The organism is Rhizobium sp. Leaf311 (assembly GCF_001423445.1).
Taxonomy (GTDB): domain Bacteria; phylum Pseudomonadota; class Alphaproteobacteria; order Rhizobiales; family Rhizobiaceae; genus Agrobacterium.
Genome location: NZ_LMNZ01000021.1, coordinates 25,767 through 50,217 on the forward strand (window position 1 = coordinate 25,767; position 24,451 = coordinate 50,217).

Genomic DNA, 24,451 nt, shown 5'->3' on the forward strand with positions numbered 1-24,451 from the left:
ATGAAATCCAAGAGTGTAAAACTAAACCGCCGCGCCATTCTTGCATTGGCCGCTGCAACGGTCGCATTGCCATTTATCGCACCGGTGGATGCCTTTGCAGGCACGGTCGATGAGGCAAAGGCCAAGGGCAAAGTGGTCATCGGTATTCAGGGCGATAACTCGCCTTGGGGCTTCGTCAATTCGAGCGGCGTTCAAGACGGCCTCGATGCCGACATTGGCAAGGCTTTTGCCGAATACCTCGGCGTGAAGGCTGAGTTCGTGCCGCTGGCCGTTGCCAACCGCATTCCAGCGCTGATGACCGGCAAGGTCGACGTTCTCTTCGCCACCATGGGCATGACCGCCGAGCGTGCGAAGACGATCCAGTTCTCGCAGCCATATGCCGGCAACGTCCTGTCCGTCTATGGGCCGAAGGACAAGAAGATCGCTGGCTTTGACGACCTTTCCGGTGTCGCTGTCGGCGTGCCGAAGTCGAGCGCGATGGACACGGCAATTACTGCCGGTGCAGGCACGAAGGCCAATATTCTGCGCTTCGATGATGACGCAGCCAACATTCAGGCTCTCATTTCCGGCCAGGTCGAAGTTGTTGGCGGCAATCAGTTCTACGGCGACCGCCTGAATGCAGCCGCAGCAGGCAAGTACGAATCGAAGTTCGATCTGACGACCCTTTACAACGGCGCAGGCACGCGTCCGGGCGAGAAGGACTGGAACGAAACGATCAACGCCTTCCTGACCAAGATCAAGGGCGATGGAGAACTCGCAAAGATCTACACCAAGTGGATGAAGCGCGACGTTCCAAGCTTCCCGGCATCCCTGCCTGAGATCCCGTTCACAGCCAAGTAATGAAGGAGGTTACCATGCCGCAAGATACCGCCGCGCAGGTTCCGCTGATTGCCCTTGAAGGGGTGGAGAAGTGGTATGGAGCCTTTCATGCCCTGAAGAACATCAACCTTTCGGTTCGCAAAGGCGAGAAAATCGTCCTTTGCGGGCCGTCCGGCTCGGGCAAATCAACACTGATCCGCTGCATCAATCATCTCGAAGATACCCAGGGCGGCACGATCACCGTCGAGGGAACGAAGCTGACGAGTTCTGCCGCCGCAATCGATACCGTCCGGCGCGAAGTCGGCATGGTGTTTCAGAACTTCAATCTGTTCCCGCACAAGACAATTCTCGAAAACTGCACTTTGGCACCGATGCGGGCAAAAGGTCTTTCCAAAGCCGAGGCCGAGACAATCGCTCGCAAATATCTCGAACGCGTTCGCATTCTCGATCAGGCGGAAAAATATCCGGCCCAGTTGTCGGGCGGCCAGCAGCAACGTGCGGCAATTGCCCGGGCATTGTGCATGGAGCCTAAAGCCATGCTGTTTGACGAGCCCACATCGGCGCTGGATCCGGAAATGGTCAAGGAAGTGCTGGACACGATGATCGGACTTGCCCGAGATGGCATGACCATGATCTGCGTGACACACGAAATGGGCTTTGCCCGTCAGGTTGCAGACCGCGTGGTGTTCATGGCCTCCGGCGAGATCATCGAGGAAGCCCCGCCTGAAGAGTTTTTCCGTGATCCCAAACATCAGCGGACACGCACGTTCCTTGGCGAAATTCTCGCCCATCACTGACGAGACGACGGACAACAGCGCCAGATGCGGGCTGGGTCACCACATCAATCGACGAGTATGCATTCCATGACAGACAGACCATCCCTGAAAGTCGGGCTGATTGGTGCCGACATCCAGCTTTCCAAGACCCCGCCCATGCATATGCGCGAGGGCAAGGCGCACGGGATCGACTATTCCTATGAGCTGATGGACATCCACGCCCGAAATCTGGCGGAAAGCGCCCTGCCCCAGCTGCTGGATGAAGCGCAGGCGCGCGGCTTTGCAGGCTTGAACATCACCCACCCTTTCAAACAACGCGTCATTTCCCACCTCGACGCTTTGTCGGACGATGCCCGTATGCTCGGCGCGGTCAACACCGTCGTCTTTCGCGATGGAAAGCGCACCGGTCACAACACGGATTGGTACGGCTTTTTCGAGAGCTTCAAGCGGGGCTTGCCCAATGCGAAACGCGACCGGGCTCTTCTAATCGGCGCGGGCGGCGCCGGGGTTGCGGTCGCACACGCGGCGTTGAAGCTCGATATCAGGCATCTCGATATCTTCGATCAGGACAAGGAGCGTGCCCGACAGCTGGCAGAACAGCTCAACGAGCGTTTCGGGAGCAAACGCGCCTTTACGGTCGAAGCGCCCGGGCAGTCGCTTCCCCATGCCGATGGCTTGATCCACGCCACACCGGTGGGGATGCCAGCGCATCCGGGAATTCCCGTTGCGGAAGAGCTTCTCGAAAGCCGCCACTGGGTCGCTGATATCGTTTATATGCCGCTGGTGACAGCGCTCTTGGCAGCAGCGGAAGCGAAGGGCTGCAAGACCCTGCCCGGCGGTGGAATGGCCGTGTTCCAGGCGGTTGGAGCGTTCCGGCTATTTGCCGAGCGGGAGCCCGATTCTGACCGGATGGCAGCGCATTTCAAGGAATTGTGTGAAGCCGAGGCCGTGGGATGAGACACGCAGCACCGCAGCCAAAGCTCCGTTTGAACTTGTCTGCGGGTAAGGCCCTAATCGCCTGTTCCGATGGCTTCCATGTGGTCGACACGAAGCACGTAGCGCAGGACCATGTCGGCAACATGCCGCGACAAGGCCTCCTGCCCCTCATCGGTAAACAGCTTTTCCCCGAAAATGAAGGAAAAGGTAGCGGAATTCGAGACATTGAAAAAGGAAAGGGCGCTGATCTGCCAGTGCAGTTCCAGCGCTTCGATGCCAGCGCGAAAGACGCCCTTTTTCTGACCTCTGGCGAGAACGCCCTCCAGCGCTTCGATTGCGGGTCGGTTCAGCTGACGGATGGTTTCGGACGCCTGCATATGTCTGCCGTGATGGACGTTTTCGATCATCACCATGCGAATGAATGCCGGGTTGCGCCGGTGATGGTCGAAGGTGAAACGACAGAGCTTTTCAAGCGCAGCCCGTGGCTCCATATCGTCAAGCTCAAGATCGCTTTCGCCGCCGCGCACCTTCGCATAGGCCTCTTCAAGCACCTGCTGATACAGGCCTTCCTTGTCGCCGTAGTAATAGTAGATCATGCGTTTGGACGTGCGGGTCCGCGCAGCGATTTCATCGATACGCGCACCCGAAAGGCCGTTCTGGGAAAACTCTTCCATCGCCACCGAAAGAATGTCGCGCCTGACGCCCTCAGGGTCGCGCTTGGCCTGCCGCGTTGCGGTTGGCCTGCTCAAAGTTGCGGCTTTCGTCATTGTTCCACCCATTAGCGGTCAGCCCATCCCAAACCGAACCCGTATTATTAACTAATTAGTACATAACACCGGAAAGGAAGGCAATATGGTCACCTCTGGCACGGAGAAGCAAAAGCTGCCGATGCGGACTTCCATCGCAACAGTTTCCATCAGCGGAGAATTCCCCGAAAAGCTGGCCGCAATCGCCAAGGCGGGCTTTGCCGGTGTCGAAATCTTCGAGAATGATTTCCTGACCTACGACGCCTCACCGCGCGAGGTCCGCGCCATGGTTCGTGACCACGGGCTGGAAATAACATTGTTTCAGCCATTCCGAGATTTCGAAGGAATGCCCGACCAGCATCGGCAGCGGGCTTTCGAAAGAGCAGAGCGCAAATTCGACATTATGGGCGAGCTCGGCACAGATCTGATGCTGATCTGCTCCAACGTCTCGCCGATTTCGCTTGGCGGAATCGACAGGGCCGCAAATGATTTTCATGAGCTCGGCGAGCGTGCTGCGCGCCACGGACTGCGTGTCGGCTATGAGGCGCTGGCATGGGGTCGGCATATCAGCGACCACCGCGATGCGTGGGAAGTGGTGCGTCGTGCAGATCACGCCAATGTCGGCATTATCCTGGACAGTTTCCACACGCTTTCGCGCAAGATCGATCCCAACTCGATCCGCTCCATTCCCGGCGACAAGATTTTCATCGTCCAGCTAGCCGATGCCCCTCTCTTCGACATGGATCTTCTTTATTGGAGCCGTCACTTCCGCAACATGCCGGGTGAAGGCGATCTACCCGTGGTGGAGTTCATGCGGGCCGTTGCAGCGACGGGCTATTGTGGACCGCTTTCGCTGGAGATTTTCAACGACCAGTTCCGCGGCGGCTCGGCCCGTCTTCTGGCAGAAGATGGCCATCGGTCCCTGATCAACCTCATGGACAAGGTGGGCCGACTGGAGCCGGATATCCGTATTGCGGCGCCGCACATGCCAGACCCCGTGGAAACTTCGGGCGTCGAATTTGTCGAGTTTACCACCGGACCATCGGAAAAGGAGCAGCTGGAAACATTGCTGGGCTCGCTCGGTTTCAGCAAGGCCGCACGCCACTGCAACCGCGAAGTCGATTTGTACACACAGGGCGATATCCGCATCGTCATCAATACCGACAGCACTGGAGACAGTTTCGCGGGCGCTTCCTATTCGGTCCACGGCACGAATGCCTATGCTTTCGGGCTTGGCGTCAAAGACGCGGCTGCAGCCTTGGAGCGTGCTGCGGCCCTTGGCGCGACCACATTTCTTGAACCTAGAAAAAGCGGCGAGGCGTCTATCCCGGCCATTCAGGGTGTCGGAAACGGCGTCATCTACTTTCTTGACGGCTCTCCGGCCCTTTCAGACATCTGGGAAAAGGAATTCGTGCCCGTCGAAGGTTCCAGCCGCGCCGATGCCGGTTTGACCAGAATAGACCATCTCGCCCAGACGACGCGCTATGACGAAATGCTGACATGGCTGTTGTTCTATACGTCGATATTTTCGATGCGGCGGACATCCATGGTCGATGTGGTGGAGCCAGGCGGGCTTGTCCGCAGCCAGGCAATAGAAAGCCTTCCCAAGCCTGATTTCCGCCTGACCATGAACGGCGCAGACAACCGCAAGACCTTTGCCGGCAAGTTCCTGGCTGAGGGCTTCGGCACCAGCATCCAGCATATTGCTTTCTCCACCGATGATATTTTTGCGACCGCAAAGCAGCTTCATGCCTGCGGTTTTCAGCCTTTGCCGATTTCGCGAAACTATTACGATGATCTTGAAGCCCGTTTCGGACTGGAACCGGAATTGTCAGATGCGCTGCGCGCATCGAGCATTCTGTATGATCGCGATGAGAATGGCGAATATTTCCAGATTTACAGCCAGACCTTTGGCGAAGGCTTCTTCTTCGAAATCGTGGAACGGCGGGGCCAATATAATGGCTACGGTGCGATGAATGCCCCATTCCGCATCGGCGCGCAAAGACGAATGTCTCGCCCGGCAGGAATGCCTCGGGATTAAGAGGATAGCGCTCGGAGTTAGTTCTCTCTGGTCTCGTGCCGGAAGCCAAGGTGGTCCAGACCCCGGCGGACTTCCGGCGCGTTCATGAACAGCCTCCATAGAATACCGGAGCGATAATTTTCCATCATCGCTACGATAGGCCCCTGATCTATGGCCAGATGCGTGTCTGCAATCCAGTTCGACCCGGGCGCAAAGGCATCCACAAAGCCATAGCGACCGATGAGCTTGCCAACCTGATAATCAGCAAATGCCCGTATTGCCCGGATTGCCTCGTCGGGCATCACCGGAAAAGCAGATAGGGCAGCGGTGGGTGCAATAACACCGTCATCGTTGACAGGCGAATGAACGCGATATCCGTTCGGGCCATCGCTGGCTGTCATGCCCCAGAAATCCTGCCCGGGAAATTTCGACAGGCAATAATCGTGATTGATGCGCGTATGCGCTTCCACCTGCTCCTGATAGTGACAATAGCGGTCTGACAGGCCCCTCGGGTCCAGTCCGCAGAAGGAATATTGCGAGAGAAACAGCGGGCCACCAAATGGCTCGCCCAGAGGCAGGACTGTGCCCATATAGCTGTTACCGTTGACCATTGCCCCTGAGCGCGCCCAACCTTGATGATAGTTGATGGCATTGATGGAATGGTTCTGCGAACCTGCTGCGAGGATGTAGCAAACCAGCGCCTCGTTCCAGCCGCTGATGGCAATATCGAAGCACCATCGGTATTTCGGGCTCCAATGCCACCACAATGGACCATCCGACCCTTGTGTGTACCAGTCCCATTCCACCGCGGTTACAAGATCGTGGGCGAGGTTGCGGAACCTGGTTTCGGCCAGCGTCAGCCCGGAGAAATACTCGCGGGCGCAGATCAGCCCCTGCAACAGAAGTGCTGTTTCCACCAGATCACCGCCATCGTCCTTCGGACCGAATGGAATGACCTTGCTGGTAACCGCATCCACGAAATGCGCAAAGGCACCGTGGAATCGCTTCGCCTTTCGCAAGCTGTGGACCATTGTCGTCACACGTTCCAAAGCCTGGTCACGTGTGATCCAACCTCTCTCGGCACCGACGATGATAGCCAGAAAGCCGAAACCGGTGCCGGAAATGGAGGCGATCTCGTTGATCGGCGTCCCGTCGGCTCTCAGACGGTCGCGCACCAGTCCAGATACCGGATGGCTACCGAGCCAGAAATATTCAAATGTCCGGTGGTGGATGTCGTCCACATCGTCCGGTACCGCTTTATCTGGCGACCGAATGCTCTGGCCGAATGCCGTAACCCTGGTATCCAAAATGCTGTCCGGTCTCGTTACGATACAGTGCGTATCACCGACTACATCAGCACATTAGGGCAGCTATGGGGCAAAATGGAAGCTTGGCCAGGATCGACAGGAAGCGTCAATTCGCCTCCTGCCGATCAGCCAAGCGCGGTCATTCAAAGATGACAACCACGTCACCGGACTGAAGGTAATCACCTTCTTTTACCCGTAACCGCACCGTGCCGGATTTCGGCGCGATGAGTTGCGTTTCCATCTTCATGGCTTCCATCACCGCGACGAGATCGCCTTGCGACACCTCGTCGCCATCGGCCACCTTGAATGATTGCAAGGTGCCTGAAACCGGGGCCATGATGCCGTCTTCCTTTGATGTCGAAGACGTCGGAGCCGCAGGCCGATCTGTCCCAACCCCGCCTAGTCCAGCCAGCAGAAGGTGGGGCAGGCCGACACTTGTCCGTTTGCCATCGATTTCCAGCCATGTGCGGATCATCGTGGCATCGTCAACCGGAGTGGGCCGCTCCATTGCTTCCGGGATGTCGGCAAAATCGGTCTCGATCCAGCGCGTATGAACCTTGAAGCCGTCCTCAGCCGTAAAATCGGGAGAGTCGATTGCGGCACGATGAAAGGGAAGAACAGTGGCGATGCCTTCGATCTTGAATTCCTTCAGCGCACGGCGAGCGCGGCGCAAAACCTGCTCACGGTCCGCTCCGGTCACGATGAGTTTCGCCATGAGCGAGTCGAAAACACCGGGAATGATCGACCCCGTGACCACGCCGCTGTCGAGCCGGATGCCGGGTCCAGACGGGGGCTCGAAGAGCGAGATCGCGCCCGGTGTCGGCAGGAAGCCACGACCGGGATCTTCGGCATTGATACGAAATTCCATCGAGTGACCACGGGGCTCCGGGGTCTCGGTCACGCGCAATGCATGGCCCTCTGCGACGCGGAACTGCTCGATGACAAGATCGATGCCCGTCGTTTCTTCCGTGACAGGATGCTCCACCTGAAGACGTGTATTGACCTCCAGGAAGGAAATGGTGCCATCTACTCCCAGCAGGAACTCGACCGTTCCGGCGCCTGAATATTTGGCTGCGGTGCATATTGCCTTCGCAGCTTCGTGGATCTTCTGTCGCTGCTCGACGCTCAAGAACGGCGCGGGCGCCTCTTCGATCAGTTTCTGGTTGCGGCGCTGCAGTGAACAATCGCGGGTTCCAAGCACGACCACATTGCCATGCTTGTCGGCTATGACCTGCGCTTCGATGTGACGTGGGCGATCCAGAAACCGCTCCAGGAAGCATTCGCCGCGCCCGAAGGCTGCCGTCGCTTCACGAACGGCGGAATCGTAGAGATCGGCAATCTCATCAAGTTTCCAGGCAACCTTGATGCCACGTCCGCCACCGCCATGTGCGGCCTTGATGGCAACCGGCAGGCCGTGTTGCTCTGCGAATGCGACGACCTCGGCTGCGGTCGCAACCGGACCGTCGCTGCCTGCGACAAGCGGGGCGCCGACACTGGTTGCAATGCGGCGTGCCTCGACCTTGTCACCCAATATCCTGATCACCTCAGGATCAGGGCCGATCCATATCAGTCCTGCATCGATGACGGCCTGAGCGAATTCAGCCCGCTCCGACAAAAAGCCATAGCCGGGGTGAACCGCGTCGGCACCGGAGCGGCGGGCAATGGCAATCAGCTTTTCGATGTTCAGATAGGTGTCTGCGGGTCTAACGCCTTCCAGCGCATAGGCCTCATCGGCGAGCCGAACGAAGACGGCATCCTGATCGGGGTCGGCGTAGACCGCCACGGATCCGATACCATAATCGCGACAGGCGCGGATGATGCGCACCGCAATCTCACCGCGATTGGCAATCAGTACTTTCTTCATGGCTGCTCTCCCGATATTTTTGTTTTCCTGGTCGCAGCAATCTCTGCGAAGGGCCCAAGCGGGCGAAACTGTATCTTGGCGTTGATGGGTATCTGGCCCGCGAGATCAAGATGATACTCGGCAACAGCGCCCACGACGGGATATCCACCAGTCAGCGGATGGTCCGCGAGGAAAAGAACTGGCTGCCCGCTATGGGGAATCTGGATCGCGCCGGTCGCGGTGCCTTCGCTTGGGAGTTCTGCACTGTCCCTGCGCTCCAGTGGCTCATCACCCGCCAGCCGAATGCCCACGCGGCTCGACTGGGGTGTGACCTGCCAAAGCTGGTTCGTCAGTGTTTCGACACCTTTTTGCGTGAACCAGTCCGTCCGGGGACCGTAGACAATGTCGAGTGTCACAGTGTCACCAGAGCTGGGCAAATCGAATGCCGGGAGCTCATGGATTGAAACGGAGGAAAGCCCGCTCTTGTCATTGCGCAGCTCCAGCACGGATCCCGCTACGATAGCCTCAGGCCCGACGACGGCAAGAGTATCCGTCGCAGCGCTTCCCAAGACCGGCGCGACATCAAAGCCGCCGCGAACTGCGAGATAGCTCCGCATACCCTTAGCCGGATTTCCGAATTTGACCACATCGCCTGGTTCGAGGGATATCGGAGTGTATGTTCCAGTCTCAAAGCTGCAGGATGCGCCTTCTACCGTGATGACGCATGGCGCGCCTGCCACGCCGATCACGGCGCGAGTCGTGCTCTTGAAGGAAAAGCCGCCCAGTGTCAGTTCCAGACAGGCCGTGTTGACGGGATTGCCGACAATGCGATTGGCAGCGTGGAACGAGGAGCGGTCGAGAGCCCCCGACGCGGACACACCCTGACCGGTCTGCCCGAAGCGTCCCAGATCCTGAAAAATGGCCGGGATCGGTGCTGTCAGAACTTCAAAGCGGGCGGAATTGGAGGTCGAGCGGACATCGGCGCCCATTGATGGGGTCTCAGCCGCTTCGACCTCTTTGCCGGACGTCTCCATGTCGGAAAACCGCACGCGATAGCCGGGCTGCAAGATAGCGCCAGGGTCCCGTCCAATGTCCCACATTTTCAAAGGCGTGGTGCCCAGTATCTGCCAACCGCCGGGGCTGTTTTGTGGATAAACGCCGCTGAAAGCACCCGCGAGAGCAACAGATCCGGCCGGAATACGGGTGCGCGGGCTTTGACGGCGCGGCACATGCAGGGCTGGATCGCCACCGACGAGATATCCGAAGCCGGGAGCGAAGCCACAGAATGCGACCGTAAACTCACTCTCCGTGTGGCGACGAATGACCTCTTCGACACTCAGACCCGTCAGTTCGGCAACGTCGGCGAGATCCTCGCCATCGTAACGAACCGGAATTTCAACCAGCTTGTCCGACGGCACGATCTTGGCAGACAGATCACGTGTTGCGATTTCACAAGCCAGATCTTCAGCGCTGATATCGGCCGGCCTGAAGCGGATCATCAAGGTACGGGCAGCCGGCACCGTCTCCTCAATGCCCTTGATGGGATTTGCTTCCAGAGATGCGAACAGGGCAAGCGTCTGATCGAGATCGGCAAGCTCTACCAGAATGGTTGTGAGGCTTGCGGGGAGAAAGCGCATTCTGTCCTCACGCATGATAGGCCGAATCCGGGATGTCAGTGATGAACATATGTCCCGGCGAATGGGTGATTGCGAAGGGAACGCCGGATGCCATGACCGCAGCCTGAGGCGTGACACCGCAGGCCCAGAACACTGGGACTTCACCCGGCTCTATGCGCACGGCATCTCCGAAATCCGGTTTGGCCAGATCGGCAATCCCGATTTCCTCGGGCGAGCCAATGTGGACAGGAGAACCGTGAACCGCAGGGAACCGTCCTGAGATCGTTGCCGCATCCGCAACCCGCGACGCCTGGATGGGACGCATGGAGACGACCATGTTGCCCTGTAACCGACCGGCCGGACGGCACGGCTGGTTCGTCAGATACATCGGCACATTGCGCTTATCCGTCATGTGGCGGATTTCGATACCTGCCTCCACCATCGGCGTTTCGAAGGTGAAGCTGCAACCGATGAGGAATGCCACGAGATCGTCGCGCTCGGCCCAGGCAGCCGTCGCGTCAGCGGTTTCCTCGACCATCTTGCCATCTCTCCAGATTCTGTAGAGAGGCAGATCGGTGCGAAGATCTGCACCCGGCGCAAGCAAGGTCGTCGGCACACCGGGATCGGACACGTCCAGCACCGGGCATGGCTTTGGATTGCGCTGCGCATAAAGCAGAAAATCGAAAGCCCAGTCTCGTGGCAGGACAATCATGTTCGCCTGGGTAAAACCGGGCGCGATGCCTGAGGTCGGCGCAACCAGGCCATCGCGATAGCTTTGCCTTGCGTCGCGTGCGGCAGATGCATCGGTGTGGCTCAGAAAGGATGTTGGGTTCATGCCTCACACTCCCTGTTGCGTAACGGCAAACGAACGGATTGCGATGGCTTCAGCTTCGAACCGCTGACGGATCTGCTTTGCGATAGCGACGGCACCGGGGCTGTCGCCATGAACACAGATGGACTGCGCATCGATTTTGATGATGCTTCCGTCGATGGCTTCCAGTGTTCCCTCACGCGCAAGCTGAACCATGCGCGCGGCAATCGCATCCGCATCATGCAGGACGGCACCCTCTTCTCGCCGGGACACCAGCTGTCCCTGCGGTGTGTAGGCACGATCGGCAAACGCTTCCGACACCACCGACAATCCGGACCTGCGGGCCAGATCCAGAATGGGCGCGTTGGCCAGCCCCATCAGAACCAGAGAGGAATCGATGGCCTTGATCGCATCGATGACGGCCTGGCCCTGCTTCGCGTCATTGGCGATGCGGTTGTAAAGGGCGCCGTGGGGTTTGACATACCGGACAGACGCACCTGCGGCCGAAGCGATGCCTTTCAGCGCACCGATCTGGTAAATCACATCGGCGATCAACTCATCCGTGGTGACGTCCATGTCGCGCCGGCCAAAACCGACGCGATCCGGATAGGAAACATGGGCTCCAATGACCACGCCATTGGCGACGGCGGCCTTGACGGTGCGATAGATGCCCGCCGGGTCACCCGCGTGAAATCCGCAGGCGATGTTGGCGCTGGAAACGACGGAAAGCATTGCGCCATCGTCACCCATGCTCCAGGCACCGTAGCTTTCACCAAGGTCGCTGTTCAGATCAATGGAGGCCATGTTTTTCTCCTTACGCCGTCAAGAGTGCGAAGATTGGACCGATGGATTTGTAGCCCATGTACCACGTGAGCGCGCAGGCGATAACGCCAAGCACAAGAAGCCAACGGGGATAACGATAGCCTTCCATCAGATCGGATCGCGCCCAGGCCGCATAAATGAAGATGGACAGACCGATTGGAAGGATGAGACCGTTGAGTCCGCCAACGAATACAAGCATCTGAGCCGGTGGCGTGGTGATGACCATATAGAAGAAGAGCGATACTGCGATGAAGATGACGGTGGCGATGTTGCGGCCGCGTTCGGTGATATTCTTGTTGAAGATGGTGATGAAAGACACCGAGGTATAAGCGGCACCGATGACGGATGTGATGGCAGCAGCCCAGAGAACGACGCCGAATATTCTCAGACCTATATCGCCAGCCGCAACCTGGAAGGCCTGCGCCGCAGGGTTTGCGCCCTTGCCCGAGACGTCGATGACAACGCCGCTTGCGACAACGCCGAGGATGGCGAGAAACAGCACGTAACGCATGACGCCGGTCACCGCTATGCCTGTCAGAGCTGCCCGGTTTACAGAACCGAGATTTTCAACGCCGACCATTCCCTTGTCGAGCAATCTATGGGCACCGGAATAGGTAATGTAGCCACCGACGGTCCCGCCGACGATGGTGGTGATCGTCGCGAAGTCGATCGTGGATGGGAGAAATGTCTGGAACAGCGCATCTCCAACCGGTGGACCAGATGCAAAAGCAACGTAGATGGTCAGCACGATCATCAGAACGCCGGCAAAGATGATGAACCGGTCGACAGCCATGCCAGCGCGCTTGGAAAGGAAGATGCCGATGGCCAGAAGGGCGCTCAGCGCGCCGCCCCACTTGGGATCAAGGCCGAGCATCGCGTTCAGCCCAAGCCCGGACCCGCCGATATTGCCGATGTTGAAGAACAGGCCGCCGACGATGACGAGAACGGCGAGAACATAGCCAGAGCCAGGGATCGCCGCGTTGGCGATGTCGGACGCTCTCATGCGGGTCAAGGTGACGATGCGCCAGATATTCAGCTGCACCACGAAATCGATGACAATCGAGGCGAGGATTGCAAAGGCGAAGGCCGAACCGAGTTTGGCAGTAAAGGTAGCCGTTTGCGTGATAAAGCCAGGCCCGATGGCCGATGTTGCCATCAGGAAGATGGCAGCTGTGAGAGACGCGCGTCTTGACCGGGCGAACTCGACAGTCTGGGCAATTTTTGTTTGCTCCATGGATTTTCTCCTTATTGCAACCGCCCCTCGCGGTGCATTGGTTGAAATCTTGTCCGCATCTACAAAATTGTCAATATTGTTGAACAATTAAATTTTATCGTTCTTTCATTTTGAGCAATATTTGGGACGAATGCGTTGAAAATAAGCAGGATTTTTACGTGCCATGCCTATTATTTATGGTATTGCAACCCACAGGAGACAGCCGATTTTCCGTTTCCTCAAGCCAGATATTGCCAGATGAAGAGAAACCCATGACCGAACCTTTGCCGCTTGCGGATCGTGTGGCGAAAGATATTCGCGACCTCCTGATCACGGGTGCACTTGCGCCGGGGCAGCGGCTCTCAGAAGCGGCTTTCAGCGAAAGACTGGATATTTCGCGCAATTCCCTGCGTGAAGCGTTCCGGCTTCTTACCAAAGACGGGCTTTTGCGACACGAAGCCAATCGCGGCGTCTTCGTTTCCGTCCCCAGCACTGACTCCATCATCGATATTTACCGCGTCAGACGAATGCTGGAATGCGGTGCCCTGCGCCAGGCATGGCCCAAGCACCCGGCGGTAGCAGTCATGCGTGGGGCGGTGGAGCACGCCAGAAAACAGCATGATCTGGCTGACTGGCGCGAAGTTGGCAGCGCCAACATGAAGTTTCATGCAGCCGTGGTCGATCTTTCCGACAGCAGCCGATTGAGCGATTTCTACGCACGCGTGGCGGCAGAACTTCGCTTGAGCTTTGGACTTCTGAAAGATCCAGAGCAGCTTCACTCCCCCTTTGTGGACATGAATGCGCAAATTCTTGAGCTCGTCGAAAAGGGCGAGGTCGTTGAAGCAGCGTCCCAGATGGAGCTTTACCTCAATCTGTCGGAGCGGACAGTTTTGAAGGCATTGGAGCGCATAGCAAGGTAGCCCCCGGCGCGCTTACTTATTGGTGGAAAGCTGAAAGCCGATGTGCCATGAGGAGCCAGGAAAAGATGCTGCTTGAGGCAGCATCGTCTGACCAGTCGAAGAGTGTGCCATGCAGGATAATACCAACGGCTCCGTAATCGTCATTTCAAGCCACGTCATGCGTGGCTCCGTTGGCAACCGGGCCGCTGTATTCGGGCTGGAGACGCTCGGTTTTCCGGTCTGGGCCGTTCCCACGATTGTCCTGCCCTGGCATCCCGGCCACGGCCCGTCAACGCGCCTGCGCTTCGACAATGGCGATTTCGACAGGGCAATGCAGGAGCTTGCCCAATCCCGTTGGTCTGGAGAAGTCCGCGCTATCCTGACCGGTTATTTCGGCAGCGCAGAACAGGTCCGCTCGGTCGCAAAGCTCATTCGGGAAATGAAGGAACGCAACCCCGACCTGCTCTATCTGTGCGATCCCGTCATGGGCGACAAGGGCGGCCTTTACGTGCCCGCCGAAACGGCACAGGCCATTCGCGATGAACTGTTGCCACTGGCAGCCGTTGCGACACCCAACCGCTACGAGCTTGCCTGGATGAGTGGCGCCGAGCTTGAAACCAACACTGATATCATGGATGCGGCGCTGGCGCTTGGCCCTGCGAAGATGCTCGTTACATCGTCCGTTCCGATGATGAGTGGCGGCATCGGTAACCTGTTCCTGAGCGGAAGCCATGCCCTGTTGGCCGAGCATCGCGCTATCGAGAACGTGCCCAATGGGCTGGGAGATCTTCTCGCCTCGCTTTTTCTCGCACGCCTTCTTCAGGGTTGCAGTGATGAAAAAGCGCTGCAACTGGCCACAGCCAGCGTCTTCGAAGTTCTGGCCAGAACGATGAAGCGCGGCGTCAACGAACTGACACTGGAAACCGACGCATCCAGCCTTTCCACACCAATGGCAATGGTTCAGATGCGTCATCTCTTGCATCCTTCACGAAGCAAGCGCAAATAGCGGAGCGAAAAACGGGTTTCAACGCGCTGGCTTCGATGGTGAGGCTGGCCCCAAGACGATGGTACTGCGATATCATGAAAGATTTTCCAGACTACCTGCTCAACGGCTACAAGAACTTCATGAGCGGCCGTTATATCGATGAACGAGAAAGATACCGCGTTCTTGCCGACACCGGGCAGAAGCCGCAAACGCTCATCATTGCTTGTTGTGACTCCAGATCAGCACCGGAAACCATTTTCGACTGCGGCCCTGGCGAATTGTTTGTCGTCAGAAACGTCGCCAACATGGTGCCGCCCTTTGAACCGGATGGCCAGTATCACGCAACCTCAGCCGCCATCGAATATGCCGTTCAGGTCCTGAAGGTCAAAGATATCGTTGTTATGGGTCATGGACGTTGCGGCGGTATTCAGGCCGCACTCGATCCCAACCTCGAGCCCCTGTCGCCCGGTGACTTCATCGGCAAGTGGATGAATCTGGTCAAATCGTCCGCCGAGCAGATCCAGAGCAACGATGTAATGACGGCGTCCGAACGCCAGACTGCGCTGGAGCGCGTCTCGATCCGCAACTCGGTCAAGAACCTGCGCGGCTTTCCCTTTGTGAAAGCGCAGGAGACAGCCGGCAAGGTAAAACTGCACGGCGCATGGTTCGATATCTCGACCGGCGAATTGTGGGTGATGGACAGCAAAACGGGCGACTTTCGCCGCCCGGATTTCTGAACTCTGAAAGCGATCGACGGCTGACCTATTGGCCGTCGATTGCCTTGCCAATAAAGGCGATCGACTGTTGATAGACACTTGCTGCATTCCATCCCTGGATTGCCGCAAAGTTTGCCTGTCCTTGCTGATATCCCGCACCGCGCTGCCAGCCGTGACCGACGAGGAAGTTTGCGGTCGATGCCAATGCATCTGCACGTGAGCCGACGAGGTCTATACGACCGTCGCGATCGAAATCGACGCCATAACGAACCACGTTGAGCGGCAGGAACTGGGTCTGGCCGATTTCACCATGGGCAGCACCCTTTGCCGTTGTGCTGAGATTACCGCTACCGACAAGCTTCAGGGCAGCATAGAGCTGTTCGGTAAAGTAGTCGGAACGACGGCAATCATAAGACAGAGTCGCGACGGCAGACAGCGTATGCTGGTTGCCCATGAAGCCGCCAAAGCCGGTTTCCATGCCCCAGATTGCCAGAAGCGGGCCGGCAGGAACACCATAAGCGCGTTCGATATTGGCAAAGAGCGAAGCGTTGTTCTTCTTCATTGTCTTGCCACGGCTGATGATCGCCTGACCGCCGCGCTTTTGCATGAATTGCTCAAATGAGAGCTTGAAACTGTGCTGACCACGATCGGCCCGAATGGTCGCCTGATTATAGGTTACATTCGAGAAAGCCTTGTCGAGAACGGAGGGGCTGACGCCGCGCCCTGCAGCTTCCTGTTTGAACGCACCGACCCAGGCGTTGAAGCCTGCTGATGTATTGCCGCATTGCGCCGCCAGAACCGGTGAGGCCGCAAGCGCCGTCGCCAATACTACGCCAACGGAAAAAGCTTTCATTGCCCGCATGAGAATTTGCCTTCAATATTTTGGGATTATACCCAGACCTGTCGCCACACCGCAGAGAATGCTTGGATTTTCAAATTGCCTAGCTAAGTCATAACCGGCAAATAAACTGCCCGTGATGCAGACACATCGGAAAACCCGCCCATTACAGCAGCTGAGTGGACGGGTTATAGTTAATAGATGTTAAAAAACCGTATCAGGCAGCAGCCTTGCGCGGCTTGATAAGACCCCGGTTGACGAGAAGCTCAGCAATCTGGATTGCGTTCAGGGCAGCGCCCTTGCGCAGGTTGTCGGAAACCACCCAGATGTTGAGACCATTCTCAACAGTCGCATCCTCTCGAATACGCGAAATATAGGTAGCATCTTCACCGGCGCATTCGACCGGCGTGATGTATCCGCCATTTTCATGCTTGTCGATAACAAGGCAGCCGGGGGCTTCGCGCAGGATATCGCGAGCCTGATCGGCCGTGATTTCGCTTTCGAATTCAATATTGACCGATTCCGAGTGACCGATGAAGACGGGAACGCGCACGGCGGTGCAGGTGACCTTGATCTTCGGGTCGAGCATCTTCTTGGTTTCGGCCAGAACCTTCCACTCTTCCTTCGTGTAACCGTCTTCCATGAAGACGTCGATGTGGGGAATGACGTTGAAGGCGATGCGCTTGGTGAACTTCTTCGCTTCTATTGGGTCAGCAACGAAGACCGCACGGGTCTGCGAGAACAGCTCATCCATGCCTTCCTTGCCGGCACCGGAAACGGACTGATAGGTGGAGATGACGACGCGCTTGATCTTGGCAAAGTCATGCAGAGGCTTCAAGGCAACAACAAGCTGTGCCGTGGAGCAATTAGGGTTTGCAATGATATTGCGCTTGCTGAAGCCCTCAACCGCATCGGGGTTGACTTCAGGCACGATCAGCGGAACGTCCTGATCATAGCGCCAGGCTGAGGAGTTATCGATCACGACGCAACCTTGCGCGCCGATCTTTGGCGACCACTTCTTGGATACATCGCCACCGGCCGACATCAGGCAGATATCCGTGTCGGAAAAATCGTAGTTTTCCAGGTTGGATACCTTCAGCGTACGATCTCCGTAGGAGACTTCGGTACCCTGGCTACGAGCCGAAGCCAAAGGAACGACTTCGTCTGCCGGAAACCCGCGCTCGGCGAGAATATTGAGCATTTCACGACCGACATTGCCGGTAGCGCCTGCGATTGCAACTTTGAAACCCATGATAAAGCTCTCTTTCTGCCTCTCCTCTTTTTGGTGAGGGGAACCCGCATAACTGCGGCTTCCTTCTTCCCCGACCAAACCGGGGAGAGAGCGGCGGGCCAGAGACGTCAGACGGTTTTAATCGTCGTTTTGGCCGTAATTCGGATGGAATAGAAAAAGCGCGATTCGCCACCGGCAGACCCTGCCGGATTGTGCATGACAACCATGTCTCGGACATGTCTGATCAAGATCGCGCTCCTTTTCGAGGCAAACCTATTATGGTGTTTCGACTATCTGTCAAGCGCAATCAAAGGGCAAAACCGTCTTCACGCTGCCAAAGCCGTTCCAGCCATCAGCATTTTCAAACCCCTTCCTTAGACTAAAGTCATAAGCCGAAAGCATTGCTCTTCCTTTTGCTAATTATCTGTCACTCTGTTGTCAGGTGCATCACACCGCAAGGGCAGCCTGGAGGAGAGCGTGGCTGCAGGTGATGCGTCGATTGACATTCTGTGGAGGACAGACAATGGCAAACATAGCGACCGCAACTGCGGAAAAAGCCCGTCCGATGACGGGTGAAGAGAAGAAGGTAATCTTTGCCTCTTCTCTTGGAACAGTGTTCGAGTGGTATGACTTCTACCTTTATGGATCGCTGGCGATCTATATTGGCGCGAACTTTTTCAGCCAGTATCCGGAAACAACGCGCAACATCTTCGCGCTTCTGGCATTCGCCGCTGGCTTCCTCGTGCGTCCGTTTGGCGCATTGGTGTTTGGCCGCCTGGGCGACATCGTCGGACGCAAATACACCTTTCTCATCACAATCCTGATCATGGGCTTTTCCACTTTCGTGGTGGGCATTCTGCCGGGCGCTGCCCAGATCGGCATTGCCGCTCCCATCATCCTCATCCTGCTGCGTATGCTGCAAGGGCTTGCGCTGGGCGGTGAATATGGCGGCGCGGCGACCTATGTTGCCGAGCACGCCCCCAATGGCCGCCGTGGCTATTATACATCATGGATCCAGACGACAGCGACACTCGGCCTGTTCCTGTCCCTCGTCGTCATTCTCGGTGTGCAATTTGCTGTCGGTCGTGAAGCCTTCGCCGACTGGGGCTGGCGCATTCCGTTCCTGCTTTCCGTCATCCTGCTCGGCGTTTCCGTCTGGATCCGTCTGAAGATGAATGAATCCCCTGCCTTCAAGAAAATGAAGGAGGAAGGCAAGACATCCAAGGCTCCTCTGAGCGAGGCTTTCGGCCAATGGAAGAATGCGAAGATCGCCATCATCGCACTTCTGGGCGCAGTCGTCGGTCAGGCGGTCGTCTGGTACACGGGGCAGTTCTATGCGCTGTTCTTCCTGCAGAGCATTCTGAAGGTCGATGGCCAGTCCGCCAATATCATGGTGGCATGCGCCCTGCTTCTAGGCACCGGCTTCTTCGTGTTGTTCGGATGGCTTTCCGACAAGGTCGGACGCAAACCCATCATCATGGCGGGTCTTGTTCTGGCCATGCTGACCTACTTCCCGCTGTTCAAGGCACTGACATGGGCAGGTAACCCGGCCCTTGCGCAGGCCCAGGCTTCGGTCCGTGCGACCGTCACCGCCGCGCCTGGCGACTGCCGATTCCAGTTCAATCCAACCGGCACGGCAAAATTCACCACATCTTGCGATATTGCCACCGCATTCCTGACAAGAAACTCCGTGCCCTATGACGTTGTGGAGGGGCCTGCGGGTCAACCGGCAACGGTCAAGATCGGTGAGCAGACCATCGCCAGCTATGACGCCATTGCCGCAGGTGCCAACGCTGCTGCCAATGACCGCGCTTTCCAGAAGCAGATCAACATCGCGCTCCATGACAGCGGTTATCCGCTGGTGCGCGGTGCCGCACAGGTTCCGGCTGCCAAGCTCGATGCTTTCATTGCCGCGAACCCCGAACTTGGCCTCAATGCCGACGCAGTGCGTGCAACACCGGCAAAGACGGTTCCGGCAGACAAGCTTGTGGCCGATAAGCTCTTGACTGCGGCAGAGGTCAACGGCGTCACTGAAATGCCTGTCTACAGCGTTGCTGGCGGCGGTACCTTCACCATGGTTGCCGATCCGGCAGCCGTGAACTGGGTGGTCATCATTGCCGTGCTGACCGTTCTCGTCATCTACGTGACCATGGTCTACGGCCCGATCGCAGCGCTTCTGGTCGAACTCTTCCCGACCCGCATCCGCTACTCCGGCATGTCCCTGCCCTACCACATCGGTAACGGCTGGTTCGGTGGTCTCCTGCCCGCAACCGCATTCGCCATGAGTGCGGCCAAGGGAGATATCTATTACGGCCTGTGGTACCCGATCATTTTCGCAGGCATTACACTCGTCATCGGGCTTCTGTTCCTGCCGGAAACGAAGGATCGTGACATTCATCAAATGAACTGACAGAACCTCTGACACTGAAAACCCGGCGATACCATCGCCGGGTTTTTTTTATGCGAGATTTGAAAACCGCCGTTCATCAGGCAAGGTCAGATGGACCTGAGAGACACCCGTTCTTCCAACTCAGCCGCTTTTTCCTTCCGCTCGCTGTAGCGATCGGTCAGATAGGTCGAAACATCGCGGGTGAGGATGGTGAACTTGACAAGCTCCTCGCAGACATCGACGACGCGATCATAAAAGGACGAAGGCTTCATCCGTCCGTCCGCATCGAATTCCTGAAACGCCTTGGCGACAGATGACTGGTTGGGGATGGTAATCATCCGCATCCAGCGACCGAGAATGCGCATCTGATTGACGGCATTGAAGGACTGACTTCCGCCGGAGACCTCCATCACAGCCAGCGTCTTGCCCTGTGTCGGGCGCACGGAACCGATTGCCAGGGGTATCCAGTCGATCTGAGACTTCATGATGCCGGTCATTGCACCATGGCGTTCAGGACTGATCCAGACCTGCCCTTCCGACCATTCCGAGAGCGCGCGAAGCTCCTGTACCTTTGCGTGGCTGGCAGGTGCCTCGTCTGGAAGCGGCAATCCGGCCGGATCAAAAAGCCGCACCTCGCATCCAAACCGCTCAAGCAGGCGACGAACCTCGAAAGCCAGCAGGCGGCTGTAGGAAACTTCGCGGAGAGATCCATAGAGGATCAATATTCTGGGCTTATGCGTCGAAAATGCCGGTTGCAGCATCGCGGGCTCAATCGGCTGAAGGGAGCTTTCCAGAAGCGCTGGGAATGTTTCAGACAATACGCTTTCCTTCCTGACCGAGAACCTGCTCTCCATCTTCCTTGGTGAAAGGCCCTTTGAAGGCATCAGCAGGAAGGATGTCGAGCACAACTTCCGAGGGCCGGGCAAGCCTGGTGCCGAGCGGGGTGACGACGAATGGCCTGTTGATCAGGATCGGTGTCGCGATCATCGCCGCCAGCAACTCATCATCGGTCAAGTCCGGATTGTCGAGACCAAGTTCGCCGTAGGGGGTGCCCTTTTCACGAATTGCCGCGCGCACGCTCAGCCCCGCATCCGAAATCATCTTCGCAAGTTGCTCTTGCGATGGCGGATTGTGGAGATATTCGATGACGGTTGGCTCAATCCCGGCCGCTTTGACCAAGGCAAGCGTATTGCGAGACGTCCCGCAGGCCGGGTTGTGGTAGATGGTGACGTTCATATTCATGTCCTTTCGGTAGCTGCTGCTCGTTTCGAGACAGCAGGCGATGCTTCGTACCAATCCTTCGAGCGGTTCACGATCCAGACGACAGACAGCATCACCGGAACTTCAATCAGGACGCCGACGACCGTCGCCAGGGCCGCACCGGACTGGAAGCCGAACAGGCTGATTGCCGCGGCAACGGCCAGTTCGAAGAAGTTGCTGGCGCCGATCAGGGCGGATGGCCCGGCGACGCAATGCCTCTCGCCCGCCATTCTGTTCAACAGATATGCGAGCCCGGAATTGAGATAGACCTGAATAAGGATCGGTACAGCCAGCAGGGCGATGATGGTCGGCTGGGAAATGATCTGTTCGCCCTGAAATGCGAAGAGAAGAACCAGCGTTGCCAGCAGGGCAACAAGCGACATGGGCTGCAGCTTTGCCAAGAGGCTGTCCAGTGCGCGACTGCTTCCGTCCGCGGTCAGCCGTTTTCTTAAAAGCTGCGCGATCACAACCGGCACGACGATGTAGAGACCGACAGAGAGCGCCAGTGTTGCCCATGGCACCGTGATTGCGGAAAGCCCGAGCAGCAAACCGACGACCGGCGCAAAGGCGACGACCATGATGGCATCGTTGAGTGCCACCTGCGACAGGGTAAACAGCGGTTCACCACGGGTTAGATTGCTCCAGACGAAAACCATGGCGGTGCATGGTGCCGCAGCCAGGATAATCAGCCCTGCGATGTAGGAATCGATCTGATCTTGCGGGAGATAGGGGCGGAACAACCACCCGATAAACAGCCATCCGAGAAGCGCCATTGAGAACGGCTTGATCGCCCAGTTTATGAAAAGCGTAACCCCGATCCCGCGCCAATAGGACCCGACCTGCCCCAGCGACCGAAAATCAATTTTCAACAGCATGGGAATGATCATCAACCAGATCAGTATTGCGACGGGAATATTGACCTTGGCAATCTCCGCAGCCCCAACCATCTGGAAAAAGCCGGGCATCAGATGACCAAGGGCTACTCCAACTGCGATGCAGAGAAACACCCAGATCGTCAGATATCGTTCGAATGTGGACATTTCACTCGGCCTTTGCGGACTTGACCGATGCGCCTTCAAGCGAGCCGATCTGGCGAACGTGCTGTTCGAGGGCCAGGCGGTCAAGCGAGGCGATGGGCAAATTGATGAAGGCGGTGATCCGGTTTTTCAGAAACCGTGCAGCTTGAGCGAAAGCGCGCTGAATTTCGACCTCAGTCCCAACCACAGCCGCCGGATCCTCGACGCCCCAGTGGGCGGTCATCGGATGGCCGATCCATACCGGGCAGGCTTCACCGGCTGCGCTATCACAGACGGTGAAGATGAAATCCATCTCCGGGCTGCCAGGCTCCGCGAAAACATCCCAGCTCTTTGACGAGAAGCCCTGCGATTCATAGCCGAGCGCATTCAGTTCCTTCAGCGCATGGGGATTGACTTCGCCCTTCGGCTGGCTTCCAGCAGAGTAAGCTTTAAACCTGCCCGCACCTTCCTTGTTGAGAATGGATTCGGCTAGAATAGAGCGGGCGGAATTGCCCGTGCAGAGAAACAGTACGTTATAAATTTTGTCAGTCATGGGTGTGGTCCGTAATGAGGTTGGTGTCATGTTCATCGTCATCATGGTCGCCTACAATTACAAATTGACGACATCTAGTGGGCTGCACGCACCGCAGCTGACACATCAGCACGCGGCAGCGCTATCGAGCGCCTTGTAGAGACGGGCGTCGTCACCGGACACTCGGCGGAGCGTGATCGCGCTCAACATGGCTTCGCCTGCGGTGCGCAGCATGGCGTCAGTTCTGCAATCAGCGGCGCGCAAAGCTCGGTCGATCCGCCACAGCAGTCTTTCAGCAGGAACAGCGTCAAGTCGCGCAAAGAGTCGAGGTCGGCCCGGTAGATGATTGATCGGCTCTGACGCTCGCTTCTGACCAAGCCGGCACGAGAGAGTGTTGCCAGATGGGCAGACATCGTGTTCTGCGGAACATCGAGCAGACGCGCCAACTCTCCAGCCGGCACGCCATCAGGCTCGTGGCTCACGAGCAATCTGAATGTCTCAAGCCGCGTGTTTTGAGCCAAGGCTGCGAGTATCGAAATAGCGTTTTCTTTTTCCATATATCCAGATTAATGGATTTATTATTCCCGTCAAGACTTTTCAGAACTTCATTGTTAACTTCGAAATCGTCGTCAATCTGGGCTTTGCCCTGGCGTGAGTATCATTCCATGCTCATAGGTAACGGGACACCTCACAGCGCGGATATCCCTTTCCGCGCAGACATCGATTTTGTGCCCCAAGCCAAGCGAAAACTAGCCCTTGTGAAATTTCACAACATGTTTTATAGGGGTGTGACGCTGGCTTTCTGGATCGCAGTGGGAGGAGACCGGAGATGGCACGCAAGCAAACCAAGCCCGAACTCGTAACTGACGGCCAGAAACCGCAGCGGGCAAACCGGGTGAATTTCTTTGATCTCGCCTATGAACGGATCGAAGAACTCCTCATCAATTGCGAGCTGAAACCCGGCCGCCAGTTGACCCTTCAGGAACTGCAGGATGTGACGGGCCTTGGCCGCACACCTGTCCACAATGCCGTCAGCAGGCTTGCCGCAGATACACTTCTCATCGTTTTGCCGCGACACGGCCTGCGGGTTGCCCCGATCGATCTGGCGCGGGAGCGGCTGCTTCTGCAATTGCGCCGCGACATGGAGCGGTTTGTCGTGCGTCTGGCAATCGAACGCGCCAGTCTCTCCCATCGCAATCAGATGCTGCATATAGAACGCGCGCTGCGCGAGCGCCGCGACAAGATCACCCTGACCGAATTCAACCTCCTGGACCGCCGGATAGATCAGATCCTGCTTTCTGCCGCGAACGAGCCTTTCCTTGAGCATACGCTGCGGCCATTACACACGATTTATCGTCGCATCGGGTTTATCCACCACACATTGACGCTTGGGAAAGCAGATCTTTCACAGACCGTCGACTGCCATCTGTCGGTGCTCAATGCCGTCGCCAACAGACATCTCGACACCGCGATATCAGCAACCGACGCACTGATCGGCTTCGTGGATTCGATGTTCGACGAGATGGAGGTAGGGATGGACCCCCGGCTTCTGGACTGCAGCATCGAGCCGATTTTCAATATCTGAAGCGCAGGAAATACCGCGCGATAAAGCCAATTGCGCGGCGTCTCACTGCATCTTCGACGCTGAAATATCACGAAATTCTAACTGATGGTGA

General features: G+C 57.2%; 23 protein-coding genes. 9 read left to right on the forward strand and 14 right to left on the reverse strand.

The window, feature by feature from the left end:
- From ASF69_RS19545 to ASF69_RS19555, 3 genes are all read left to right on the forward strand, one after another.
- The gene (locus ASF69_RS19545) at positions 1–840 is read left to right on the forward strand and encodes a transporter substrate-binding domain-containing protein (RefSeq protein WP_062589949.1); all 840 of its coding nucleotides are present in this window, start codon (positions 1–3) and stop codon (positions 838–840) included.
- Between the two features lie 14 nt (positions 841–854).
- Positions 855–1,616 carry an amino acid ABC transporter ATP-binding protein gene (locus tag ASF69_RS19550; protein ID WP_062590178.1) on the forward strand — a complete coding sequence of 254 codons (762 nt, stop codon included), beginning with the start codon at positions 855–857 and terminating at the stop codon, positions 1,614–1,616.
- A 66-nt stretch (positions 1,617–1,682) separates the two neighbouring features.
- A complete protein-coding gene (locus ASF69_RS19555; protein ID WP_062590179.1) occupies positions 1,683–2,552 on the forward strand; it encodes a shikimate dehydrogenase in 870 nt (289 codons plus the stop codon).
- A 53-nt stretch (positions 2,553–2,605) separates the two neighbouring features.
- Here ASF69_RS19555 and ASF69_RS19560 read toward each other — a convergent pair whose 3' ends face one another.
- Positions 2,606–3,298 (reverse strand): TetR family transcriptional regulator, encoded by a 693-nt coding sequence (locus ASF69_RS19560; protein WP_062589950.1) that lies wholly within the window; start codon positions 3,296–3,298, stop codon positions 2,606–2,608.
- A gap of 121 nt (positions 3,299–3,419) precedes the next feature.
- Here ASF69_RS19560 and ASF69_RS19565 point away from each other — a divergent pair, with 121 nt between their 5' ends.
- Complete coding sequence (locus ASF69_RS19565) at positions 3,420–5,318, forward strand: sugar phosphate isomerase/epimerase and 4-hydroxyphenylpyruvate domain-containing protein (RefSeq protein ID WP_062590181.1); 1,899 nt, start codon at positions 3,420–3,422, stop codon at positions 5,316–5,318.
- Between the two features lie 17 nt (positions 5,319–5,335).
- Here the strand turns inward: ASF69_RS19565 and ASF69_RS19570 are convergent, their stop codons facing one another.
- The 6 genes from ASF69_RS19570 to ASF69_RS19595 form a co-directional block, all read right to left on the reverse strand.
- A complete protein-coding gene (locus ASF69_RS19570; RefSeq protein WP_244475530.1) occupies positions 5,336–6,604 on the reverse strand; it encodes a glucoamylase family protein in 1,269 nt (422 codons plus the stop codon).
- A 139-nt stretch (positions 6,605–6,743) separates the two neighbouring features.
- A complete protein-coding gene (locus ASF69_RS19575; protein ID WP_062589951.1) occupies positions 6,744–8,468 on the reverse strand; it encodes an acetyl/propionyl/methylcrotonyl-CoA carboxylase subunit alpha in 1,725 nt (574 codons plus the stop codon).
- Entirely contained in the window at positions 8,465–10,084 is a 1,620-nt protein-coding gene (locus ASF69_RS19580) for a 5-oxoprolinase/urea amidolyase family protein (RefSeq protein ID WP_062589952.1), read from the reverse strand. The genes ASF69_RS19575 and ASF69_RS19580 overlap by 4 nt, the downstream gene beginning before the upstream one ends.
- Positions 10,085–10,091: 7 nt before the next feature.
- Positions 10,092–10,898 carry a putative hydro-lyase gene (locus ASF69_RS19585; RefSeq protein WP_062589953.1) on the reverse strand — a complete coding sequence of 269 codons (807 nt, stop codon included), beginning with the start codon at positions 10,896–10,898 and terminating at the stop codon, positions 10,092–10,094.
- A gap of 3 nt (positions 10,899–10,901) precedes the next feature.
- Entirely contained in the window at positions 10,902–11,678 is a 777-nt protein-coding gene (locus tag ASF69_RS19590) for a 5-oxoprolinase subunit PxpA (protein ID WP_062589954.1), read from the reverse strand.
- 10 nt (positions 11,679–11,688) lie between these two features.
- Positions 11,689–12,930 (reverse strand): NRAMP family divalent metal transporter, encoded by a 1,242-nt coding sequence (locus ASF69_RS19595; protein ID WP_062589955.1) that lies wholly within the window; start codon positions 12,928–12,930, stop codon positions 11,689–11,691.
- Positions 12,931–13,181: 251 nt separating this feature from the next.
- Between ASF69_RS19595 and ASF69_RS19600 the strand changes: the two genes are divergently transcribed.
- The 3 genes from ASF69_RS19600 (at position 13,182) to ASF69_RS19610 (ending at position 15,530) form a co-directional block, all read left to right on the forward strand.
- Positions 13,182–13,829, forward strand: a complete 648-nt coding sequence (locus ASF69_RS19600) for a GntR family transcriptional regulator (protein WP_062589956.1) — start codon at positions 13,182–13,184, stop codon at positions 13,827–13,829.
- Between the two features lie 109 nt (positions 13,830–13,938).
- Positions 13,939–14,814 carry a pyridoxal kinase PdxY gene (pdxY, locus tag ASF69_RS19605; protein WP_062589957.1) on the forward strand — a complete coding sequence of 292 codons (876 nt, stop codon included), beginning with the start codon at positions 13,939–13,941 and terminating at the stop codon, positions 14,812–14,814.
- A gap of 74 nt (positions 14,815–14,888) precedes the next feature.
- Positions 14,889–15,530 (forward strand): carbonic anhydrase, encoded by a 642-nt coding sequence (locus ASF69_RS19610; RefSeq protein ID WP_062589958.1) that lies wholly within the window; start codon positions 14,889–14,891, stop codon positions 15,528–15,530.
- A gap of 25 nt (positions 15,531–15,555) precedes the next feature.
- On the opposite strand, the gene ASF69_RS19615 is transcribed toward ASF69_RS19610, so the two are convergent.
- Together ASF69_RS19615 and ASF69_RS19620 are read right to left on the reverse strand one after the other, a co-directional pair.
- A complete protein-coding gene (locus tag ASF69_RS19615; RefSeq protein ID WP_062589959.1) occupies positions 15,556–16,371 on the reverse strand; it encodes a lytic transglycosylase domain-containing protein in 816 nt (271 codons plus the stop codon).
- Between the two features lie 193 nt (positions 16,372–16,564).
- Complete coding sequence (locus ASF69_RS19620) at positions 16,565–17,599, reverse strand: aspartate-semialdehyde dehydrogenase (protein WP_062589960.1); 1,035 nt, start codon at positions 17,597–17,599, stop codon at positions 16,565–16,567.
- Between the two features lie 502 nt (positions 17,600–18,101).
- Between ASF69_RS19620 and ASF69_RS19625 the strand changes: the two genes are divergently transcribed.
- Complete coding sequence (locus tag ASF69_RS19625; RefSeq protein ID WP_062589961.1) at positions 18,102–19,988, forward strand: MFS transporter; 1,887 nt, start codon at positions 18,102–18,104, stop codon at positions 19,986–19,988.
- 86 nt (positions 19,989–20,074) lie between these two features.
- Here ASF69_RS19625 and arsH read toward each other — a convergent pair whose 3' ends face one another.
- From arsH to ASF69_RS19650, 5 genes are all read right to left on the reverse strand, one after another.
- Positions 20,075–20,821: an arsenical resistance protein ArsH gene (arsH, locus tag ASF69_RS19630; protein WP_062589962.1), complete on the reverse strand. Its 747-nt coding sequence runs from the start codon at positions 20,819–20,821 to the stop codon at positions 20,075–20,077.
- Positions 20,778–21,203, reverse strand: coding sequence for an arsenate reductase (glutaredoxin) (gene arsC / locus ASF69_RS19635; RefSeq protein WP_156462128.1), 426 nt, complete (start codon positions 21,201–21,203; stop codon positions 20,778–20,780). Before arsC ends, arsH begins: the two co-directional genes overlap by 44 nt.
- A gap of 2 nt (positions 21,204–21,205) precedes the next feature.
- On the reverse strand, positions 21,206–22,267 hold the full coding sequence (gene arsB / locus ASF69_RS19640) for an ACR3 family arsenite efflux transporter (RefSeq protein ID WP_062589964.1): 1,062 nt from the start codon (positions 22,265–22,267) through the stop codon (positions 21,206–21,208).
- Between the two features lies 1 nt (position 22,268).
- On the reverse strand, positions 22,269–22,796 hold the full coding sequence (locus ASF69_RS19645; protein WP_062589965.1) for an arsenate reductase ArsC: 528 nt from the start codon (positions 22,794–22,796) through the stop codon (positions 22,269–22,271).
- 182 nt (positions 22,797–22,978) lie between these two features.
- Positions 22,979–23,332, reverse strand: coding sequence for a metalloregulator ArsR/SmtB family transcription factor (locus tag ASF69_RS19650; RefSeq protein WP_062589966.1), 354 nt, complete (start codon positions 23,330–23,332; stop codon positions 22,979–22,981).
- Positions 23,333–23,604: 272 nt separating this feature from the next.
- Here ASF69_RS19650 and ASF69_RS19655 point away from each other — a divergent pair, with 272 nt between their 5' ends.
- Entirely contained in the window at positions 23,605–24,360 is a 756-nt protein-coding gene (locus tag ASF69_RS19655; RefSeq protein WP_062589967.1) for a GntR family transcriptional regulator, read from the forward strand.
- The last annotated feature ends 91 nt before the right edge of the window (positions 24,361–24,451 follow it).